Raw genomic sequence first — 19,271 nt, 5'->3', positions numbered from 1 at the left:
CAATTGGCGCTATTTTGCTTTATTTCATTTATTCCCGATCGCAGAAATACCTGGCAGAAACATAACCATTAGTCACAAAAGGATTATTCATATCTATTGTTATTGCCCTAAAGATAATAAATAAAACACCAATGGTCAAATAATGATAGTCATAAAACGACCATCATTATTTGACCATTGGCCTATCACTATAAAATCAGTTTTCTTTTGTCAGCAGACTTTCCAATTCTTCCGCGTTCAGACGAAGATAAAATTGCCCGCGATAGGCTACGGAAATACCGCCTGTTTCTTCCGAAACAATAATTGCATGAGCATCCGACTGTTGAGAGATTCCCATTGCTGCGCGATGTCGCAAGCCAAGTTCTTTCGGTATATTCAAATCATGGGATACAGGAAGAATACATCCTGCCGCCTTGATACGTTTTTTGCTGATTACCATTGCGCCATCGTGCAACGGACTATTCTTGAAGAATATATTTTCGATTAAACGTTGGTTGATCGCCGCATCAATCAGCTCGCCCGTACGGACGACTTCGTCTAAAGGAACGTTATGCTCAATGACAATCAATGCGCCGACTTTTTGCTTCCCCATATTCAAACAAGCCATTACCACCGGCATGATATCGTCATGCTTCAACGACTCTTTTTTCGAACCGTTAAAGAGACGGGCCAGTGCGCTGACATGTCGGTGAGACCCCAAAGTCAAGAGGAAACGGCGTATCTCATCCTGAAAAAGAACAATCAACGCGATCACACCCACATTCATCAATGTGTCGAAAATAGAGCCCAACAATTTCATTTCCAGCACTTGCGTCACCACCAGCCAGATCAGGATAAAAACCAGAATTCCGGTAAACACCTTGATAGAACCGGAAGCTTTCATCAATTTGTAGGTATAGTACAAAACAAAAGCTACCAGCAGAATATCGATAAAATCTTTTATGCCAAACTCAAAAAACATGCGCCCTCCTCTTATTTGTCATATCCACTCTCTATTTTTAATTTCTCTGTGATCCGGACGGCTTCCACCGCTTCACGCACATCATGCACCCGCAGGATATGCGCTCCTTTCATTAACGCAACAGTGTCCAATACGGTTGTCCCGTTCAATGAATCTTGCGGGGTTCCTCCCAACAATTTATAAATCATTGATTTCCGTGAAACTCCCACTAAAACAGGAAGTTCGAAGATATGAAACTCTTCCAGATGTGCCAATAGTTCATAATTATGTTCCAGTGTTTTTCCGAATCCGAATCCCGGATCGAGAATGATATCTTTCACTCCCAAGTCGCGAAGTTGCTGCACTTTACGGGCGAAATACAGGAAAACATCTTTTATCAGATTATCATAAGACGGTTCTTTCTGCATATTTTGGGGAGTTCCCTGCATGTGCATCATTATATAAGGTACTCCCAAGTCGGCTACTGTCTGAAACATCCGGTGATCCATTTCACCGGCAGCTATGTCATTAATAATAGCCACTCCATATTCTTTCACACATTCTTCCGCCACATCAGCCCGGAAAGTATCAACGGAAATAATGGCTTCGGGATGATTACGATTCAGGATCTCCAAACCGGTGCGCAGTCTTCGCATCTCTTCTTCAGCAGAAATATGTTCGGCATTCGATCGTGAAGAATAGGCTCCTATATCAATTATCGAAGCACCTTCATCAAGTATCTGCCGGGCCCGGGCAGCAATGTCTTCTTCAGTCTGCATCCGGCTGCCGGAATAAAAAGAATCGGGAGTAACATTTAAAATTCCCATTACCTGCGGAGTAGCAAGATCGAGCAACCGCCCTTTTACATTTATATAAATAGGAGATATAGGTTTCATCATTGACAACATTCCTTTTAGATCGCCTACAAATGTAGATAAAAAAAGCAAGTATTCGTACTAAAAAGAAGAAATAAACGTATATTTGCAAACTATAGAAGAACCCGAAAAATTCATACCATGAGCCGATTAACCCTATTTCGCGTAGGATTTCTTTTCCTCATTTTGTTCTTTACCACTACTGCTAAAGCTCAAAAAGAGGCTGAAACTTTCAATGTTGACTCTACTCTCTATGAATATTATCAACGTTGTCAAGAATACTTGTTAGAGCCTGTTGTACTTAATATGTCCGACACTTTATTCCGAATGGCCGGCGAACGGCAGGACGAACGGATGCAGGCAGTAGCCATAGCCACTCAACTGGATTATTATTATTTCCAGGGAACCAATGAAGATAGCGTAATCCACTATACCAACAAAGTAAAAGAATTCGCCAAGGCCACTCATCAGCCTAAATACTATTACTTCGCATGGGCTAACAGATTAATTACCTATTACCTAAAAACAAGCAAAACAAACATAGCACTTTATGAAGTGCAAAATATGTTAAAAGAAGCTCAAGAAGAGGATGATAAGACCGGCCTCTCCCGTTGCTATAACATCATGTCGCAAATCTACACCATCAAAAGATTCGATTCGATGGCGTTCGAGTGGCGATTGAAAGAAATTGAGCTGACTGAAAAATACAAGCTCGAAAACTACAACATCTCCCAGACTTATGCCCAGATAGCCAACTATTACATCAACCAGAAAAAGCAAAAAGAAGCATTGGCTGCTGTGGAAAAAGCCATTGCGACTGCCAATTCCTCTACGCAACAAATATCTGCCAAGTTGGAATTTGTAAACTATTACAGCAAGTTCGGCGACTTTCAAGCTGCCGAAAAATTATTGAAGGAGTGTCAGGCAGCGTTTGAACAGGACAAAAGACTGGAGTCTATCAAAAAGAGACTGTATAATATAGAATGTTTATACTACCAGCAGACCAAACAATATCAGAAAGCGCTGGAAGCCGCAGAGATGCAGGAAAAAGAAGAACGCCGTTTAAGCGAAAGCATACTTAGCAGCAGCCATTATCGCACACAGGGAGAAATCTACCAAAAGATGGGGAATATGAACCTGGCGGTCAAATATCTGCAAATGTACATCAACACGGATGACTCTTTGAAAATAGCCAATGAGCAAGTGGCCAGCAGCGAATTCGCCACCTTATTAAATGTAGAAAAACTCAATGCCGAAAAGAAAGAACTCATGCTTCAGGCACAACAGAAGGAGTTGCATAATAAAACAACCTTGATTATTTCATTGATTATTTTATTAGGTATCTTATTCATATTCCTTTATAGAGAAAACTTCCTGAAACGCAAACTGAAAGTTTCGGAAGCCGAACTTAAAACAAGGAATGAAGAACTTATGGTATCGAGGGAAGAATTGCGTAAAGCCAAAGATATAGCGGAGGCAAGCAGCCGGATGAAAACAACGTTTATCCAAAGCATGACGCACGAAATCCGCACACCGCTCAACTCTATCGTAGGCTTCTCGCAGGTATTAAGCGACCATTACAGCAATAGTCCGGAAACACAGGAGTTTGTCAATATCATCAAAAGCAACAGTAACGACTTGCTTCGACTGGTGACTGATGTGCTTACGCTGTCCGAACTGGATCAATATGAACAACTGCCCACTGACCCCGAAACAGATCTTCATGCGATCTGTCAACTTGCATCTGAAGTTGCCAAAGATAACACGCAGAAAGATGTAGAAGTTTTATTCGAACCTGAAAGAGAAAGCCTGCTCATACGCAGTAATTCGGAACGTATATCACAAGTATTGAACAACCTGGCACATAATGCCACTAAATTTACGACTCATGGCAGTATTCGCATCGCTTATTCCGTATTGGAAGCTGAAAAGAAAATTGAAATCAGCGTCACCGATACAGGAACAGGCATCCCAAAAGACCAACAGGAAGCAGTATTTGAACGTTTCTACAAAATGAACTCTTTCACGCAGGGCACCGGGCTCGGACTTCCGATATGCCGGAGTATTGCCGAAAAGTTAGGAGGCAGTCTCCGGATCGATACTTCTTACACAGAAGGATGCCGGATGATCCTGACTCTTCCTTTGATATATGCCTAAGCAAAAAACTGCCCGAACTCCCATCAAATCCGAAAGAATAGCCTATCTTTGCAACGTTTTAAATAAAAGATCAGGTTATGAAACTTTCTGCTCTTTACCAGATTTCTCTGGATTGCCAATCAGTAACTACTGATAGCCGGAACTGCCCGGACGGTTCTTTGTTTATCGCCTTGAAAGGTGAGTCGTTCAACGGTAATGCATTTGCCAAATTAGCGCTGGACTCCGGATGCGCGTTTGCCATTATCGATGAAATACAGTATGCCGTAGAAGGCGATCAACGATATATACTTGTAGACGACTGCCTGCAAACCATGCAGCAGCTTGCCAACTATCATCGCCGCCAACTCGGAACGCGAGTGATCGGCATTACGGGCACTAATGGGAAGACAACCACCAAAGAGTTAATTTCCAGCGTTCTCTGCCAAGCCCACAATGTACTTTATACTTTAGGTAATCTCAACAACCACATCGGCGTACCGACTACCCTGCTACGGTTAAAACCGGAGCATGACCTTGCCGTCATTGAGATGGGCGCCAACCATCCGGGAGAAATCAAGTTTCTTTGCGAAATAGCCGAACCGGATTATGGTATTATCACTAACGTAGGCAAAGCTCATCTGGAGGGATTCGGTTCTTTCGAAGGAGTTATCAAGACCAAAGGAGAGCTTTATGATTTCCTCCGCAAGAAAGATGCCACCACCTTTATCCATCACGATAACCCCTATTTGATGAATATCTCACAGGGATTGAACCTGATTTCTTATGGAACAGAAGATGATCTCTATGTCAACGGCCGGATTACCGGCAATTCGCCTTATCTTGCTTTCGAATGGAAAGCCGGTAAAGACGGTGAAGCCCATCAGGTTCGTACACAGTTGATCGGAGAATATAATTTCCCCAATGCCCTGGCTGCAATCACTATCGGACGTTTCTTCGGAGTGGAAGCAAAGAAGATCGATAAAGCTCTGGCAGAGTATACGCCACAGAACAACCGTTCCCAACTTAAAAAGACGGAAGATAACACGCTTATCATTGACGCATATAACGCAAACCCAACCAGCATGATGGCTGCCTTGCAAAACTTCCGGAACATGACAGTTCCCCACAAGATGCTCATATTAGGAGATATGCGCGAACTGGGTGCTGATAGCCCGGCCGAGCATCAGAAAATCGTTGACTACATCAAAGAAAGTGATTTTGAGAAAGTATGGCTCGTGGGAGAACAGTTTGCCGCAAGTGAACATTCTTTTAAAACTTATGCAAATGTGCAGGAAGTTATAAAGGATTTGCAAGAAGATAAACCCAAAGGATATACCATTCTTATTAAAGGTTCCAATGGAATCAAGCTTAGTTCAACGGTAGAATTTCTATAAAGCCAGAATGGTAAACTTCAAATGATAAATGATAAACGGTGAATAATGGATATGATATAGTCAACCATTATTCACCGTTTATTATTTGCCATCGTTCACGGCTTATCGTTCACCTTTGTTGTTCATAGGTTGCCTTTTACTATTTATTTATTTTCATCCTCGGCCGTACGCCATAATAAGCCACTAAACTAGCCAGAATCGCTCCTGTTGTATTGGCCGCAAAATCCAACCAGTCACCACCCCGGTAAGTAGTACAGTATTCCTGCAGCAACTCTACACAACCGCTGAAAAGCACCGGACAAAGGAACGCACCTACCCACGCATGCCACATCGGAGCACGATCCCTGCGATGTGCACGCAAAAACTCCAGCCACAACATCCCCGACATACCGAAATACATACAAACATGAACCAGTTTGTCTAAATTGGGAATTTCATTCAAATCCGTCTTAGGCGGTTTAAAGAACGACAGATAAATCACTGTCAAAATGATAAAAAGCGAGATAGGATATTTCTTAATATAAGATAGCATATCTAAATAATATTACAATTTTCGTGCAAATATAAGTATCATTTTCTATATTTGCACTTTAACTCGCATATTTTATAACGATTTGTAAGATAAAACAAGATTTATGGCAAAAATTGATAGAGCGAACTTCGGCAGCAAATTAGGGGTCATACTCGCTTCTGCCGGCTCTGCAGTTGGGTTGGGTAATATATGGAGGTTTCCATACGAAACAGGAAATCATGGAGGTGCCGCTTTTATACTGATCTATTTAGGTTGTATCTTTCTCTTGGGATTGCCTATTATGATTGCCGAGTTCCTGATAGGACGCCGATCAAGAGCCAACACTGCAAGAGCGTATCAAACATTAGCTCCGGGAACGCATTGGCGTTGGGTAGGACGCATGGGAGTATTAGCAGGTTTCCTGATACTTAGTTATTATGCAGTAGTAGCAGGGTGGACACTTGAATATATTCTTGAGGCTGCCACCAATGGCTTTGCCGGAAAAAACTCCGGAGAGTTCATCTCTTCTTTCCAACAATTTTCCAGTAGCCCGTGGCGACCGGTCGTATGGTTAGTAGCATTTTTATTGATTACTCATTTCATCATCGTGAAAGGAGTAGAAAAGGGGATTGAAAAGTCTTCGAAGATCATGATGCCTACCTTGTTTATCATTATCCTCATACTGGTAGTTTGTTCGGTCACTCTGCCGGGAGCTGGTGCGGGTATTGAATTCCTGCTCAAACCCGACTTTAGCAAAGTGGACGGAAATGTGTTTTTAAGTGCTATGGGACAGGCTTTCTTCTCTTTGAGTCTGGGTATGGGATGCCTTTGCACCTACGCCTCTTATTTCAGTAAAGAAACCAACCTGACTAAAACAGCTTTCAGTGTAGGAATCATCGATACTTTTGTGGCAATACTAGCCGGATTTATCATCTTCCCGGCAGCCTTTTCGGTTGGCATACAACCGGATTCAGGTCCCAGTCTGATCTTTATCACGCTGCCTAATGTATTCCAACAGGCATTTAGCGGAGTCCCCGTACTAGCATACATATTCTCTGTAATGTTCTACGCATTGTTGGCGATGGCTGCTTTAACTTCTACCATTTCTTTGCACGAAGTAGTAACCGCTTATCTTCACGAGGAGTTTAATCTTTCCCGTGGAAAAGCAGCAAGGTTAGTCACCGGCGGTTGTGTCTTTCTCGGAATATTCTGTTCATTATCATTGGGAGTCATGAAAGGATTCACCGTTTTCGGACTGGGAATGTTTGATCTCTTCGACTTTGTAACAGCTAAAATCATGTTACCACTTGGCGGACTGTGTATCTCCCTCTTTACCGGATGGTATCTGGATAAAAAGATTGTATGGTCAGAGATTACCAATGACGGCTCGTTAAAGATACCGGTATACAAGCTTATCATCTTTATATTAAAATATATCGCACCAATCGCCATCTCACTGATATTTATCAATGAACTGGGGCTAATCAAGCTATAATGTGGAAAGACTTCCTTTATTATACTAAAACCGAACGACAAGGCATTATCGTCCTTGTCGTTCTTATTTTAGGAGTATATGCAGCTCCTGAACTCTTTGCCTTTTTCACTCGTGCCGAAGATACCGGCTGCACAAAGAATGAGAAAGCCGATCAAGAATATAATGACTTTGTTGCCTCTCTCCGGGAAACCAAACCTCACCCAAAGTCCGGTCATTCTTTTCCATCAACTCCTCAAAGGGAAATCAAGCTTACGATGTTTGATCCGAACACCGCAGACTCCACTACTTTCCTTTCGCTCGGATTACCATCCTGGATGATAAAGAATATCCTGCACTATCGCCATAAACAAGGCAAATTCCGCCATCCGGAGGATTTTCGGAAGATATACGGACTCACAGAAGAACAATACCAGACTCTTCATCCTTATATCCAAATTACAGAAGATTTCAGTTCGAAAGATAAAGATACAATACGGTTATTAACCGTACAAAGCATACAACGGGACACACTTGTGAAATACCAACCGGGAACTGTCGTCAGCCTCAACTCTGCTGATACCACAGAACTTAAAAAGATTCCGGGAGTCGGGAGCAGCATTGCCCGGATGATCGTGAATTACCGCGAACGGCTGGGGGGCTTTTGCCGGATAGAGCAGTTACAGGAGATTCATCTAAAAGCAGAAAGGCTCCGCCCGTGGTTTTCTATTGACACCCATCAGATACACCGTATCAATTTAAACAAAGCCGGTATGGAACGAATGATGCGTCATCCATATATAAACTACTATCAAGCGAAGGTCATCATAGAATATCGGAAAAAGAAAGGAATCTTAAAAAGTCTGAAGCAATTATCCCTTTATGAGGAGTTCACTCCTATTGATCTTGAACGGATCGAGCCCTACATTTGTTATAATAAATAAAAAAAGATGCATTCCTATCACACCAGACAAGAATGCATCACACACAAACAAAACAAACACTCTACTATCATCTTCACAGACTTCCGTAGAGAAGCGACTATAAATATATAGCTAAAAGATAGAACACTTGCAAGGCTCTACCTTTTTGGTATACATTTTTAGAAGTTAGGTTCTCTAATTAATATTTTTTAATCATACCATCCACCATATGGACTGTCCGGTCCGTGATTTTGGCAAGTCCCTCGTCATGCGTCACAATGACAAAAGTCTGCCCCAGACGGTCCCTCAAATCGAAGAACAGTTGATGTAAATCTTCTTTATTATGTGTATCCAGACTACCGGATGGTTCGTCTGCCAGAATAACTGCCGGGTCGTTAATCAAAGCCCGCGCTACCGCTACCCGTTGTTTCTCACCTCCCGACAGTTCATTCGGTTTATGAGAAGCCCGGTCAACCAGTCCCATGAAATCCAGAATCTTCGTGGCACGGTCATTTGCCTCTTTGGAAGAAACGCCTGCAATGAGAGCGGGAATCATCACATTTTCCAATGCCGTAAACTCCGGCAACAGTTGATGAAACTGGAAAACAAAACCGATATTCTTATTACGGAACGCAGATAGTTCTTTCTCTTTCATCCGGCTTACTACTGTTCCGTCAATCTGCACCGTACCCGCGTCCGGTTCATCGAGAGTGCCCATGATTTGCAACAAAGTCGTTTTACCGGCACCGCTCGGACCTACGATACTGACAATTTCTCCTTTATTGATTTCCAGATCAATGCCTTTCAACACTTGTAATGAGCCGAAACTCTTCGTTATACCTTCTAGTTTTATCATAATAGCCTTTATAATCGTTTAATGACATATTCAGCCAGATAGCACCCAAACACGGCCGGCATATAACTGACTGTTCCACACGTCGATTTCTTATTCTGTTCATCATCCGTCAGCAACACGGCTTTCGGGTCGGCTTGTTCCGTACTGAACACTACCGGAAGTTTCCGTTTCATTCCCATCTTCTGCAAGCGTTTCCGTACCGCCTTGCTCAAACCGCAATGATACGTTTCCCAAAGATCGGCAAAACGAACCTGGGTGATGTCACTCTTCGCTCCTGCCCCCATACTGGAAACAATCTTTATACGACGTTTCATCGCCTCATAAATCAGAAAGCATTTCGGACTGATCGTATCAATAGCATCTACTATAAAATCATATTGATTGGCATCCAACAGTTCCGGTATATTCTCATCTTTCAGGTAGACGGGCAGAACGGTCAATTCGATATCCGGATTTATATCTTTATAACGGGCAGCCAATACTTCCGCTTTCGCCTTTCCCAATGTGGAATGCATGGCCGGCAACTGACGATTCATATTGGTAGGCTGCACTGTATCGGCATCTACAATCGTCATCCGTCCGACTCCTGCGCGGCAGATCATCTCGGCGGCGTAAGCTCCCACTCCACCCAATCCCACGACCAATACGTGCGCGTTGCGGATGCGTTCCATCTTTTCCTCTCCTAACAGGAGTGCTGTTCTCTGTTGCCAGTCGTATTTTTCCATCAGTTTTTCTTTAACCATTTATAGAACCATTTACCCACTTTCTCATAATGTTGAGATTCATTATGTCCGCGCGGATCAGAGAATGACACAATTTCCTGCGGTTCTCCAAACTGATCGGGATAGATGATAATCAAACTATTATTAGAGAAATATTTTCCCAGTTGCGCCGGCAGACGTTCAAAAGAGGTATCGTAAGAGATAGACCCGCGACGGGCAGAAACAACCACCAGCAAGTGGTCATAATTCACCTGTCCCGTCAATAACAGGAGATCTTCCCATTCTTCCAGGATGGAAAATTCTGTCGGGGTACCTGCATGTCTTTTCTTCACCAGTTGCTGAAGGCGCATCAATGTACGCTCATTGGCAAAGAAATGCACCCGACAGCCGAGGATACTTCCCATACGGCAGAAATGTTCCACCCACTTTGAGAAACCCGATTCATATTCAGCCTTTGGCGGAACAGCAATATTAATTCGGCGCAGGGTGTTGACCGGCATCAGGAATTTGGCAATCATCACTTCACGATGCGTACCTTTCAATAGGCTTTCAGCCAGATGTCCGAAGAAAGAGTCGACAATATTAGCCTTCCGGTGCAGACCGATCACAATATCCGTAGCTTCATATTCTTTAATCGTATGGATAATCCCCGAAGCAATATTCAAATCATAACGGCTCACCATCGTGACAGGCACATCGGCAGCGGCAGCAATCATAGCAGCCTTCTCCAAATTCCGTTTGCCCTGCTGCTCTTTCTTCTCCGAACTGTTATTATCATTAATCACATTCAATGCCACCAATGCATTCTTCTGCTTGGCATCCTTTATCACCAAAGCCAGATTAACCAAATCTTCAATCGTCTCCGGATTAGCGACCGGAATCAGGATCTGTTCCTTATTTATCTGTTTAGCCTCTTCTTCCGCTTGCACATTTTCATCCAGAGCGAAACGGCGGGCCGAACGTTCGGTCACCAAAGAACTGATGACGCAAGTGAAAAGTATCATCACTACCGTGCCGTTCAATACATCATCATTCAACAAGCGTTCTCCATTCTCCATAATGATTTCATGGCCGATCAATACTGCTGCCAGTGTAGCCGCAGCCTGCGCATTACTCAAGCCAAATATCATGCTCCGCTCATTCGACTGCATCCGGTATATCTTCTGCGTGATCCAAGCAGCCAACCATTTACTAAAGGTCGCCACCACCGTCATTACAATAGCCACCTTCAATGCTTCACCTCCGGTAAACAGGCTTCTTACATCAATAATCATCCCGACGCCAATCAGGAAATAAGGAATAAACAAGGCATTTCCCACAAACTCCAGGCGGTTCATCAAAGGAGATACATGAGGAATCAAACGATTCAACACCAAGCCTGCCAGGAAAGCGCCTAAAATTCCTTCCATTCCCACGAATTCCATCAATCCTCCTCCAAGGAAAACCATTGCCAGCACAAACACAAACTGCATCACGCTGTCATCATACTTCCGGAAGAACCAACGCCCGATACGGGGAAAGAAGAATACAATCAGGAATCCGAGAAAAGCCACTTTTGCCACAAGAAATACCCAGAACCAACCATCAACAGTGCCTTTAAACATACCACCTATGACGGCAAGAATAATCAAAGCAAGGGTGACGGTGACAGCCGTCCCCCCAATGGTTATATTGACGCTGCGCAAACGCGACAATCCATAACGGCTAATAATAGGATAGGCTATTAAAGTATGAGAAGCGTACATACTTGCCAATAACACCGCCGTGAGAAAGCCATAACCCAGCATACTCATACTACTCCATATTCCCAACGCCATCGGAATCAGAAAGGTGAGCCAGCCGAACACAACACTTTTCGTCCGGTTTTTCTTAAAGTCCTCCATATCCATTTCGAGCCCGGCAAGAAACATGATATAATATAATCCCACTTTGCCGAAGAGTTCGAAACTGCTGTCACGGTCGAGCACATGAAAGCCGTGTTCGCCAATCAATACACCCGCCAGAATCATGCCTATAATATGAGGTATATGGAGACGTCCGAGGATCATCGGAGCAAAGAGAATGATAATCAATACCAAAAAGAATACCCAAGTCGGGTCGGTAATCGGTAAGGTTAAATTAAAATCAAACAGGTTCATAGGCTGTGGCTTTAGGAATTCAATGCAAAGGAACAAAAAAGTTTGCAGAATCACAATGAATGTCCAGACGTATTATTCAGCAGTCAATTACTCACCTTACTACTTCTTTTCCCCTGCTTACCTATCAAGATATATTTCGTTAGGTACTTTTATTTCGTTCTACTATAGTCTCCCTTGCGTTACACTATAGTTAAACGAAGTAATATTAGGCAATAAAGATAATCTTATCAGGCTACGAAACCAATCCGATTCGCATCGCGACGGAGAACGCATCCCTTTTGGTGCATTTATCCCGTCCAACAACCACACTTGATTATACGTAAGGTTAAAGAAATCCGCCGAAAAACTGAAATATTTCTCTCAAAAGCGATGTTTATATGCTAAATTGTTATAATTTTGCAGCCAAATCTTTTCTATTCGACAGGAAAGAAATTCAATATTCACAATTTAACAAAAGAAAAAGATGAAAGTAGCTATTGTTGGCGTAAGCGGAGCCGTAGGACAAGAATTCCTGCGCGTGCTCGATGAGAGAAACTTCCCGATGGACGAGTTAGTTTTGTTCGGTTCTAAACGTAGTGCCGGAACAACTTATACTTTCCGCGGTAAACAGATCGAGGTGAAACTCTTACAACACAACGATGACTTTAAAGGGGTAGACATTGCTTTCACTTCTGCCGGTGCAGGAACATCCAAGGAGTTCGAAAAAACAATCACCAAGTATGGTGCTGTGATGATCGACAACTCCAGCGCATTCCGTATGGATGCCGATGTACCTTTGGTTGTGCCTGAAGTAAATGCCGAAGATGCATTGGAACGTCCGCGTGGCGTTATTGCCAACCCGAATTGTACGACTATCCAGATGGTAGTTGCACTGAAAGCCATCGAAAAGCTTTCTCATATAAAAACCGTGCACGTGTCTACCTATCAGGCAGCAAGCGGTGCAGGTGCCGCTGCGATGGACGAATTGTACGAACAATATCGTCAGGTATTGGCAAACGAGCCTGTGACTGTAGAGAAGTTTGCCTATCAGTTGGCTTTCAACCTGATTCCGCAGATTGACATATTTACAGAAAACGGTTATACGAAAGAAGAAATGAAGATGTATAATGAAACACGCAAGATCATGCATTCTGACGTAAAGGTTAGTGCAACTTGTGTACGTGTTCCTGCATTACGCGCTCACTCTGAAAGTATCTGGGTAGAAACAGAACGTCCGATTTCCGTAGAGGAAGCTCGTGAAGCATTCGCTAACGGTGAAGGTCTGGTGCTGCAGGACAATCCGGCAGAAAAGGAATACCCGATGCCGCTATTCCTGGCAGGTAAAGATCCGGTATACGTAGGCCGTATCCGCAAAGACCTGACAAACGAAAACGGATTGACTTTCTGGATTGTAGGTGACCAGATTAAGAAAGGGGCTGCCCTGAATGCTGTTCAGATTGCCGAATATTTGATTAAAGTAAAAAATATCTAGTCTTCAAGAGAAGCATATAAATAAAACAAAATAAGTGACCGACTTGTATTACGACGATTGTCGTATAGCAAGCCGGTCACTTCCTTTATATACCTATTTATTATATCATAAACCATTTTTCGGCTAACAGGCGAGAACTCCTATCGCTATTTTTAGGTATCGAATGTCTAAAAATAGTTATTTATTGTGATTGCTCTACATTATATATTTAGAGAACTTTGCACAAAAATTGTATATGGGATATTTTCGACTAAACATAGCGTTCTTTGGGCTTCTCTTTTTTATTGTTTTTAAAGCCACAGCCAATCCGGGTACCTATACAATCTCCGGTCGCATTACTGAAGAAAAGACAAACAATCCATTACCAGGAGCATCCATTATTATCAAAGGTACCTATTTGTGGGCTGTATCCAATCAGAACGGGGATTTCACAATACAAGGAGTTCGGGAAGGGAAATGTAATCTGGAAGTTTCCTTTCTCGGCTACGTCACAACAACAATTCCGGTTAATATCCGTAGCAGCATCAAAGATATAACGATACAACTCAAAGAAAATACCCTTGCGCTAGATGATGTAGTTATAACAGCACAAGCTCCCAAAAGTGAATTGAATACGACTCTCATCATTGGCAGCAATGCTTTGGAACATCTTCAAATATCTAACGTCAGCGACATATCTGCCCTTCTTCCGGGAGGAAAGACGAAAGTCCCGGATCTGACTACCAATAATGTATTTTCACTAAGAGACGGAGGTTCAACCGTTGGTAACGCTACTTTCGGAACGGCAGTAGCTGTAGACGGTATACGCATAGGAAATAATGCATCTTTCGGTAATATGAGCGGAATTGATACACGCAGTATTGCCGTTACAAATATAGCATCAGTAGAAGTCATAACAGGTGTACCTTCAGCAGAGTATGGAGATTTGAACAGTGGCATGGTCAATATCCGGACAAAAAAAGGAAAGACACCTTGGGAAGTCTTATTGGCCATTAATCCCCGCACAGAACAGTTTTCATTTTCAAAAGGACTGCCTCTGGGAAATGACAAAGGTACCATTAATATCAGTGGCGAGTGGACAAAAGCCACCCGGAAATTATCATCACCCTACACTTCCTACACACGAAGGGGGTTCGCTGCAAACTATAATAATACATTCCGGAACATTTTCAGATTTAATATCGGTTTCACTGGAAACATCGGAGGTATGAACACCAAGGATGATCCCGATGCCTATACCGGAGAATATACAAAAGTAAGGGATAACGTGTTCCGGGCAAATACATCATTAAGCTGGTTGCTCAACAAGTCATGGATTACCAATCTGAAATTGGATGCATCCCTCCATTACAATGATAACAAATCACACGCACATACTCCCTACACGTATGCGTCTGAACAACCTGCTGTGCATGCTGAACAGGAAGGTTATTTCCTTGCCGATAAACTGCCTTATTCGTATTTCGCCGACCAAATTATAGATTCAAAAGAGCTGGATTATGCCGCTTCCCTAAAATACGAATGGAACCGACGTTTAAAAAAGGTGAACAGCAATCTGATAGCAGGAATTCAGTGGAAGTCAACTGGGAATATAGGAGAAGGAGAATACTACCTAAGCCCGTCATTAGCCCCTAACGGATATCGCCCACGTCCGTACACTACTTATCCGTATATGCATAATGTTTCACTTTATGCTGAAGAAAATCTGACAGTACCTCTCGGAAGCACTACACTAAAACTTATGGCAGGTATACGCTGGGAAAAGATTTTCATCAGTGGAACAGAATATAAAAACCTGAATACGTTTTCACCACGTTTCAACGCCAAATGGCAGTTGAAACGGAATATATCAATCCGGGGTGGATGGGGAGTTGCCGAAAAACTGCCGTCTTATTACATTCTCTATCCCAGACAGGAGTATCGTGACATACAAACTTTTGGTGTTTCTTATAACAATAACGAATCATCCTACGTCTATTACAGCCAACCATACGTATTCTTACATAATAAAGACTTGCGTTGGCAACGGAATCAAAACGCAGAATTGGGAGTCGATATCGAAATCGCAAAGAACAAGATATCATTGGTCGGTTACTTCAACCGTACTAAAAATCCTTATAAATACACCAATGCCTATACTCCGTTTTCTTATGATGTTCTGCAATTACCGGACGGATTCAGCATGCCTGCCAATCCGCAAATTAACGTAAACAACCAAACTGGAATGGTGTATATACGCGGAAATGAATCAGAAGAGTGGGTACCTATGGACGTAAAAGTAACGAACCGTACTTTTGTCAATTCCGTTTCACCGGACAATGGACCGGATATCAATCGTCGGGGAGTGGAAATGATTGTCGATTTTCCCGAAATAACTCCTATTCGTACACAATTGAGACTGGATGCCAGCTATGATTATATGAAATATATAGATAATTCGTTGTCTTACTACTATCAAACAGGGTGGTCACATACCGGTATCCCAAATCGTTCCTACCAATATGTAGGTATCTATGCCAACGGAGATAATTCATCGACAACAGCTAACGGCAAACGTACTCATTCTCTGGACGCCAATATAACGGCAATAACCCGTATCCCCAAAGCCAGATTGATTATATCATTCCGGCTGGAGGCCTCTCTATTAAAACGGTCACAGAACCTGTCCGAATATAACGGTAAAGAGTATGCTTTCAACGTAAGTGATAATAGTAATGCAGAAACAGGAGGTAGTATTTACAACGGCAATTCGTATACAGCGATTTATCCGGTAGCATACCTTGATCTCAATAATGAGATACGCCCTTTTACCGAAAAAGAAGCCCAAAATTCTGCATTCGCAAACCTGATACGCAAATCGGGCAATGCCTATACGTTCGCTGCGGACGGATACGATCCCTATTTCTCCGCCAATATCAATATAACCAAAGAAATAGGTGATCATGTCTCGCTCGCTCTCAATGCGATCAACTTCACGAATTCACGGAAGTATGTAACCTCTTACGCAACAGGAGTAAGCGCCATTTTTACTCCGGATTTTTACTATGGATTAACTTGCCGCATAAAATTCTAGAACAATGAAGCAACTAGCATACATATTATTACTGATGACATTCCTCACAACAGGAAGTTGTACAGACATTGACAAGGACAACCCTTACGATAACCAACTGTATACGCTTCAAGTAAATGCAGTATATCCGAACGAATACTCGGATTATCTCCGGAAAGGAGTTACCGTAGAAATCGAAGATATAGACCGGGGAAATTCGTATACGTCAAAAACAGATAAAAACGGAACAGTCCGTTTCAGCCTGACCAAAGGCATATACCGCATTCAGATAAGTGATAAAGCAGAGCAGGATATCTTCAACGGACTGGCAGACAAGGTGAAACTTGTGAATGGAGACCTCGCCCTTAATCTTCCACTGGTGCACTCCAGATCCGGTGACATTGTTATCAAGGAGATTTATTGCGGGGGATGCGCCAAGCTACCGTTTGAAGGCAACTATCAGTCAGACAAATATATGATTCTACACAACAACACCTCCGAAACACAATATCTCGATGGTTTATGTTTCGGCTCACTCGATCCTTATAACTCGCAGGCAACCAACGTATGGGTAACACAAGATGAATCGACTGGAGCTACCATATTTCCGGACTTTTTACCTGTGGTACAGTGTGTCTGGCAGTTCGGAGGCACGGGACAGACATTCCCTCTGGCTCCTGGCGAAGATGCCGTAATTGTTATCTGCGGAGCTATCGACCACGCAGCGCAATATACCCAATCGGTCAATCTGAACAAACCCGGATATTTCGTTTGTTATAATCCCGTATATTTCTGGAATACATTGTATCACCCGGCACCTGGCGACCAGATAACGCCAGACCATTATCTGAATGTTGTAATAAAAACAGGACAGGCAAATGCTTATACTTTCTCTGTATTTTCTCCTGCCACTGTCTTGTTTAAGGCCAAAGACACTACCATACAAGATTTTGTATCTCAGGCAGACAATGTTATTCAAAAACCCGGAAGTATAGTAGACAGGATTGTTAAAGTACCGATTGACTGGGTATTGGATGCAGTAGAAATATACTATGGCGGTTCTTCCAATAATAAAAAACGTATGCCGCCTTCTGTCGATGCGGGTTATGTTACTCAAAGTGCGCTATATGACGGACGAACCCTGTACCGTCATACCGATGAAGAAGCCTCTCGTGAAGCAGGCTATGAAATACTGGAAGATACCAATAACTCTTCCTTGGACTTTTACGAAAGAGAAAAACAATCCCTGCATGAGTAATATGAAACGAATATATATAACCTGCCTTTTCTTGTACATGGCATCCACAGTCTCGGCACAATCTTACGATATTGTGGAACGGCGTAATCCTTGGAATGCCGGAGCAAACGTTACCGGAATAATGGTGGACAGTATCACCGTCTCCTATGCTGAATTATATGACAGGAATAATCATGGCGATTTCCACAATTATTACGAAGCTGATAAATTATGGAACGCAGGTGCGATAGCAAAGTCTATCACACATCTAAAAAACTATTCTCTGACAGGTTCATTTTCGTTTGATCACACTTCCGGTAGAAACATGAGTGGTTCTATGTTCATTCATCCGGGATTCTACCCTGTAGATATACTGGAATTTACTCCCGGCCGGAAAGATTTACAAACTTATGCTTTCATGGGAGGCATAGCCAAAGACATCGCTCCCTGCTGGCGTATAGGCGGAAAAATAGACTTTACCTCCTCCAACTACTCGAAACGCAAAGATCTGCGGCATACCAATTATAGACTGGACTTAAAAGTAGCTCCAAGTATAATGTATCATTCGGATGACTATGCCATAGGATTCTCTTACATTTTTGGCAAGAACAGTGAATCGGTCAAAGCAGAAGAAATCGGCACTGCTGCTACATCGTACTATGCCTTCTTGGACAAAGGACTAATGTACGGTGCGTATGAGACATGGGAAGGCAGCGGAATTCATCTGAATGAATCGGGTATTAATGGATTTCCTATTAAAGAACTATCTCACGGAGCAGCCGTCCAATTCCAATGGAAGGCTTTTTATGGAGAGGTGGAATACAGCCATTCGTCAGGTTCTGCTGGAGAAAAGGAAAGTATCTGGTTCAAATTCCCGACCAATCGGGTCACTTCACACTTGAGCTATCGTTTCTCAAAAGGAAATGCAGCACACTTCTTACGGTTGAATTTGACTTGGTCACGCCAGTTTAATAATGAAAATGTATTAGGTCAGGAAACCTCCAACGGAATAACGACTACTCATGTTTATGGTTCTAACCGCATTTTTGAAAGAAATGTCTTTTCTGTCCAACCCGAATATGAATTTATAAATTCCCGGAGAGAACTACGTTTTAGTGCGAATGTGTCATCATTCAAAAGTCTGACTACACAAATGTTCCCCTACTCCGTTTCACAGACTATGACATGTGGGCGTATCTACCTTGCCAGCACATTCCACACCAAACTGTTTGATCTGAAAACTTCCGGTGTTTTCTCTGTTGGAGATTATACGGAGAAGAGTAAAACAGTTAAAACTGAATCAGAGACGGGTGAACCTCCGTACCGATTGACAGACTATTATAATCTACAGAACGAATACGAAACAGCCCCCCGACTAACGCTTGAAGTTGGACTCCGCTACAAGTTTTATCGAAGAATGTATGCGGAAATCCAAACCGAATATACACATGGCTTCAACCTTAAATACATAGTAGGAGCGAATCGGTGGAGTGAAACCATCAAACTAGGATATACATTTTAAATGAATCAATATAATTATATAAA

Annotated in this window: 14 protein-coding genes; 8 read left to right on the top strand and 6 right to left on the bottom strand. The window is 42.6% G+C overall.

The genetic code is table 11. The features are described 5' to 3' along the window. Window positions 1–196: 196 nt before the first annotated feature. Window positions 197–961, bottom strand: a complete 765-nt coding sequence (gene cdaA, locus BSAG_RS20265; RefSeq protein ID WP_004299718.1) for a diadenylate cyclase CdaA — start codon at window positions 959–961, stop codon at window positions 197–199. 11 nt (window positions 962–972) lie between these two features. After that, window positions 973–1,839: a dihydropteroate synthase gene (gene folP / locus BSAG_RS20270; RefSeq protein WP_004314875.1), complete on the bottom strand. Its 867-nt coding sequence runs from the start codon at window positions 1,837–1,839 to the stop codon at window positions 973–975. A gap of 117 nt (window positions 1,840–1,956) precedes the next feature. Between folP and BSAG_RS20275 the strand changes: the two genes are divergently transcribed. Then, on the top strand, window positions 1,957–3,972 hold the full coding sequence (locus BSAG_RS20275) for a sensor histidine kinase (protein ID WP_008770371.1): 2,016 nt from the start codon (window positions 1,957–1,959) through the stop codon (window positions 3,970–3,972). A gap of 77 nt (window positions 3,973–4,049) precedes the next feature. Next, complete coding sequence (locus BSAG_RS20280; protein ID WP_004314877.1) at window positions 4,050–5,345, top strand: UDP-N-acetylmuramoyl-tripeptide--D-alanyl-D-alanine ligase; 1,296 nt, start codon at window positions 4,050–4,052, stop codon at window positions 5,343–5,345. 139 nt (window positions 5,346–5,484) lie between these two features. Here BSAG_RS20280 and BSAG_RS20285 read toward each other — a convergent pair whose 3' ends face one another. Beyond that, on the bottom strand, window positions 5,485–5,877 hold the full coding sequence (locus BSAG_RS20285; protein ID WP_004314878.1) for a VanZ family protein: 393 nt from the start codon (window positions 5,875–5,877) through the stop codon (window positions 5,485–5,487). Window positions 5,878–5,980: 103 nt separating this feature from the next. Between BSAG_RS20285 and BSAG_RS20290 the strand changes: the two genes are divergently transcribed. Together BSAG_RS20290 and BSAG_RS20295 are read left to right on the top strand one after the other, a co-directional pair. Then, window positions 5,981–7,351 carry a sodium-dependent transporter gene (locus BSAG_RS20290; RefSeq protein WP_004314879.1) on the top strand — a complete coding sequence of 457 codons (1,371 nt, stop codon included), beginning with the start codon at window positions 5,981–5,983 and terminating at the stop codon, window positions 7,349–7,351. Beyond that, on the top strand, window positions 7,351–8,271 hold the full coding sequence (locus BSAG_RS20295; RefSeq protein WP_004314880.1) for a helix-hairpin-helix domain-containing protein: 921 nt from the start codon (window positions 7,351–7,353) through the stop codon (window positions 8,269–8,271). Before BSAG_RS20290 ends, BSAG_RS20295 begins: the two co-directional genes overlap by 1 nt. Before the next feature lie 178 nt (window positions 8,272–8,449). On the opposite strand, the gene BSAG_RS20300 is transcribed toward BSAG_RS20295, so the two are convergent. The 3 genes from BSAG_RS20300 to BSAG_RS20310 are packed head-to-tail and all read right to left on the bottom strand — an operon-like array spanning window position 8,450 to window position 11,966. Then, a complete protein-coding gene (locus tag BSAG_RS20300) occupies window positions 8,450–9,106 on the bottom strand; it encodes an ABC transporter ATP-binding protein (RefSeq protein WP_004314881.1) in 657 nt (218 codons plus the stop codon). An 8-nt stretch (window positions 9,107–9,114) separates the two neighbouring features. Then, the gene (locus BSAG_RS20305; protein WP_008016227.1) at window positions 9,115–9,849 is read right to left on the bottom strand and encodes a ThiF family adenylyltransferase; all 735 of its coding nucleotides are present in this window, start codon (window positions 9,847–9,849) and stop codon (window positions 9,115–9,117) included. Further along, window positions 9,831–11,966 carry a cation:proton antiporter gene (locus BSAG_RS20310; protein WP_004314883.1) on the bottom strand — a complete coding sequence of 712 codons (2,136 nt, stop codon included), beginning with the start codon at window positions 11,964–11,966 and terminating at the stop codon, window positions 9,831–9,833. The genes BSAG_RS20305 and BSAG_RS20310 overlap by 19 nt, the downstream gene beginning before the upstream one ends. Window positions 11,967–12,429: 463 nt before the next feature. Here BSAG_RS20310 and BSAG_RS20315 point away from each other — a divergent pair, with 463 nt between their 5' ends. The 4 genes from BSAG_RS20315 (at window position 12,430) to BSAG_RS20330 (ending at window position 19,248) form a co-directional block, all read left to right on the top strand. Beyond that, entirely contained in the window at window positions 12,430–13,437 is a 1,008-nt protein-coding gene (locus tag BSAG_RS20315) for an aspartate-semialdehyde dehydrogenase (RefSeq protein ID WP_004314884.1), read from the top strand. A 235-nt stretch (window positions 13,438–13,672) separates the two neighbouring features. Next, the gene (locus BSAG_RS20320; RefSeq protein ID WP_004314885.1) at window positions 13,673–16,510 is read left to right on the top strand and encodes a TonB-dependent receptor; all 2,838 of its coding nucleotides are present in this window, start codon (window positions 13,673–13,675) and stop codon (window positions 16,508–16,510) included. 4 nt (window positions 16,511–16,514) lie between these two features. After that, the gene (locus BSAG_RS20325) at window positions 16,515–17,747 is read left to right on the top strand and encodes a DUF4876 domain-containing protein (RefSeq protein ID WP_004314886.1); all 1,233 of its coding nucleotides are present in this window, start codon (window positions 16,515–16,517) and stop codon (window positions 17,745–17,747) included. Next, a complete protein-coding gene (locus BSAG_RS20330) occupies window positions 17,740–19,248 on the top strand; it encodes a DUF6850 family outer membrane beta-barrel protein (RefSeq protein ID WP_004314887.1) in 1,509 nt (502 codons plus the stop codon). Before BSAG_RS20325 ends, BSAG_RS20330 begins: the two co-directional genes overlap by 8 nt. Window positions 19,249–19,271 lie beyond the last annotated feature (23 nt).

Source organism: Bacteroides sp. D1 (assembly GCF_000157095.2).
Taxonomy (GTDB): Bacteria; Bacteroidota; Bacteroidia; order Bacteroidales; family Bacteroidaceae; genus Bacteroides; species Bacteroides xylanisolvens.
Note: the sequence above shows the minus strand (reverse complement) of the source record. Positions and strands in the feature narration are given on the sequence as shown.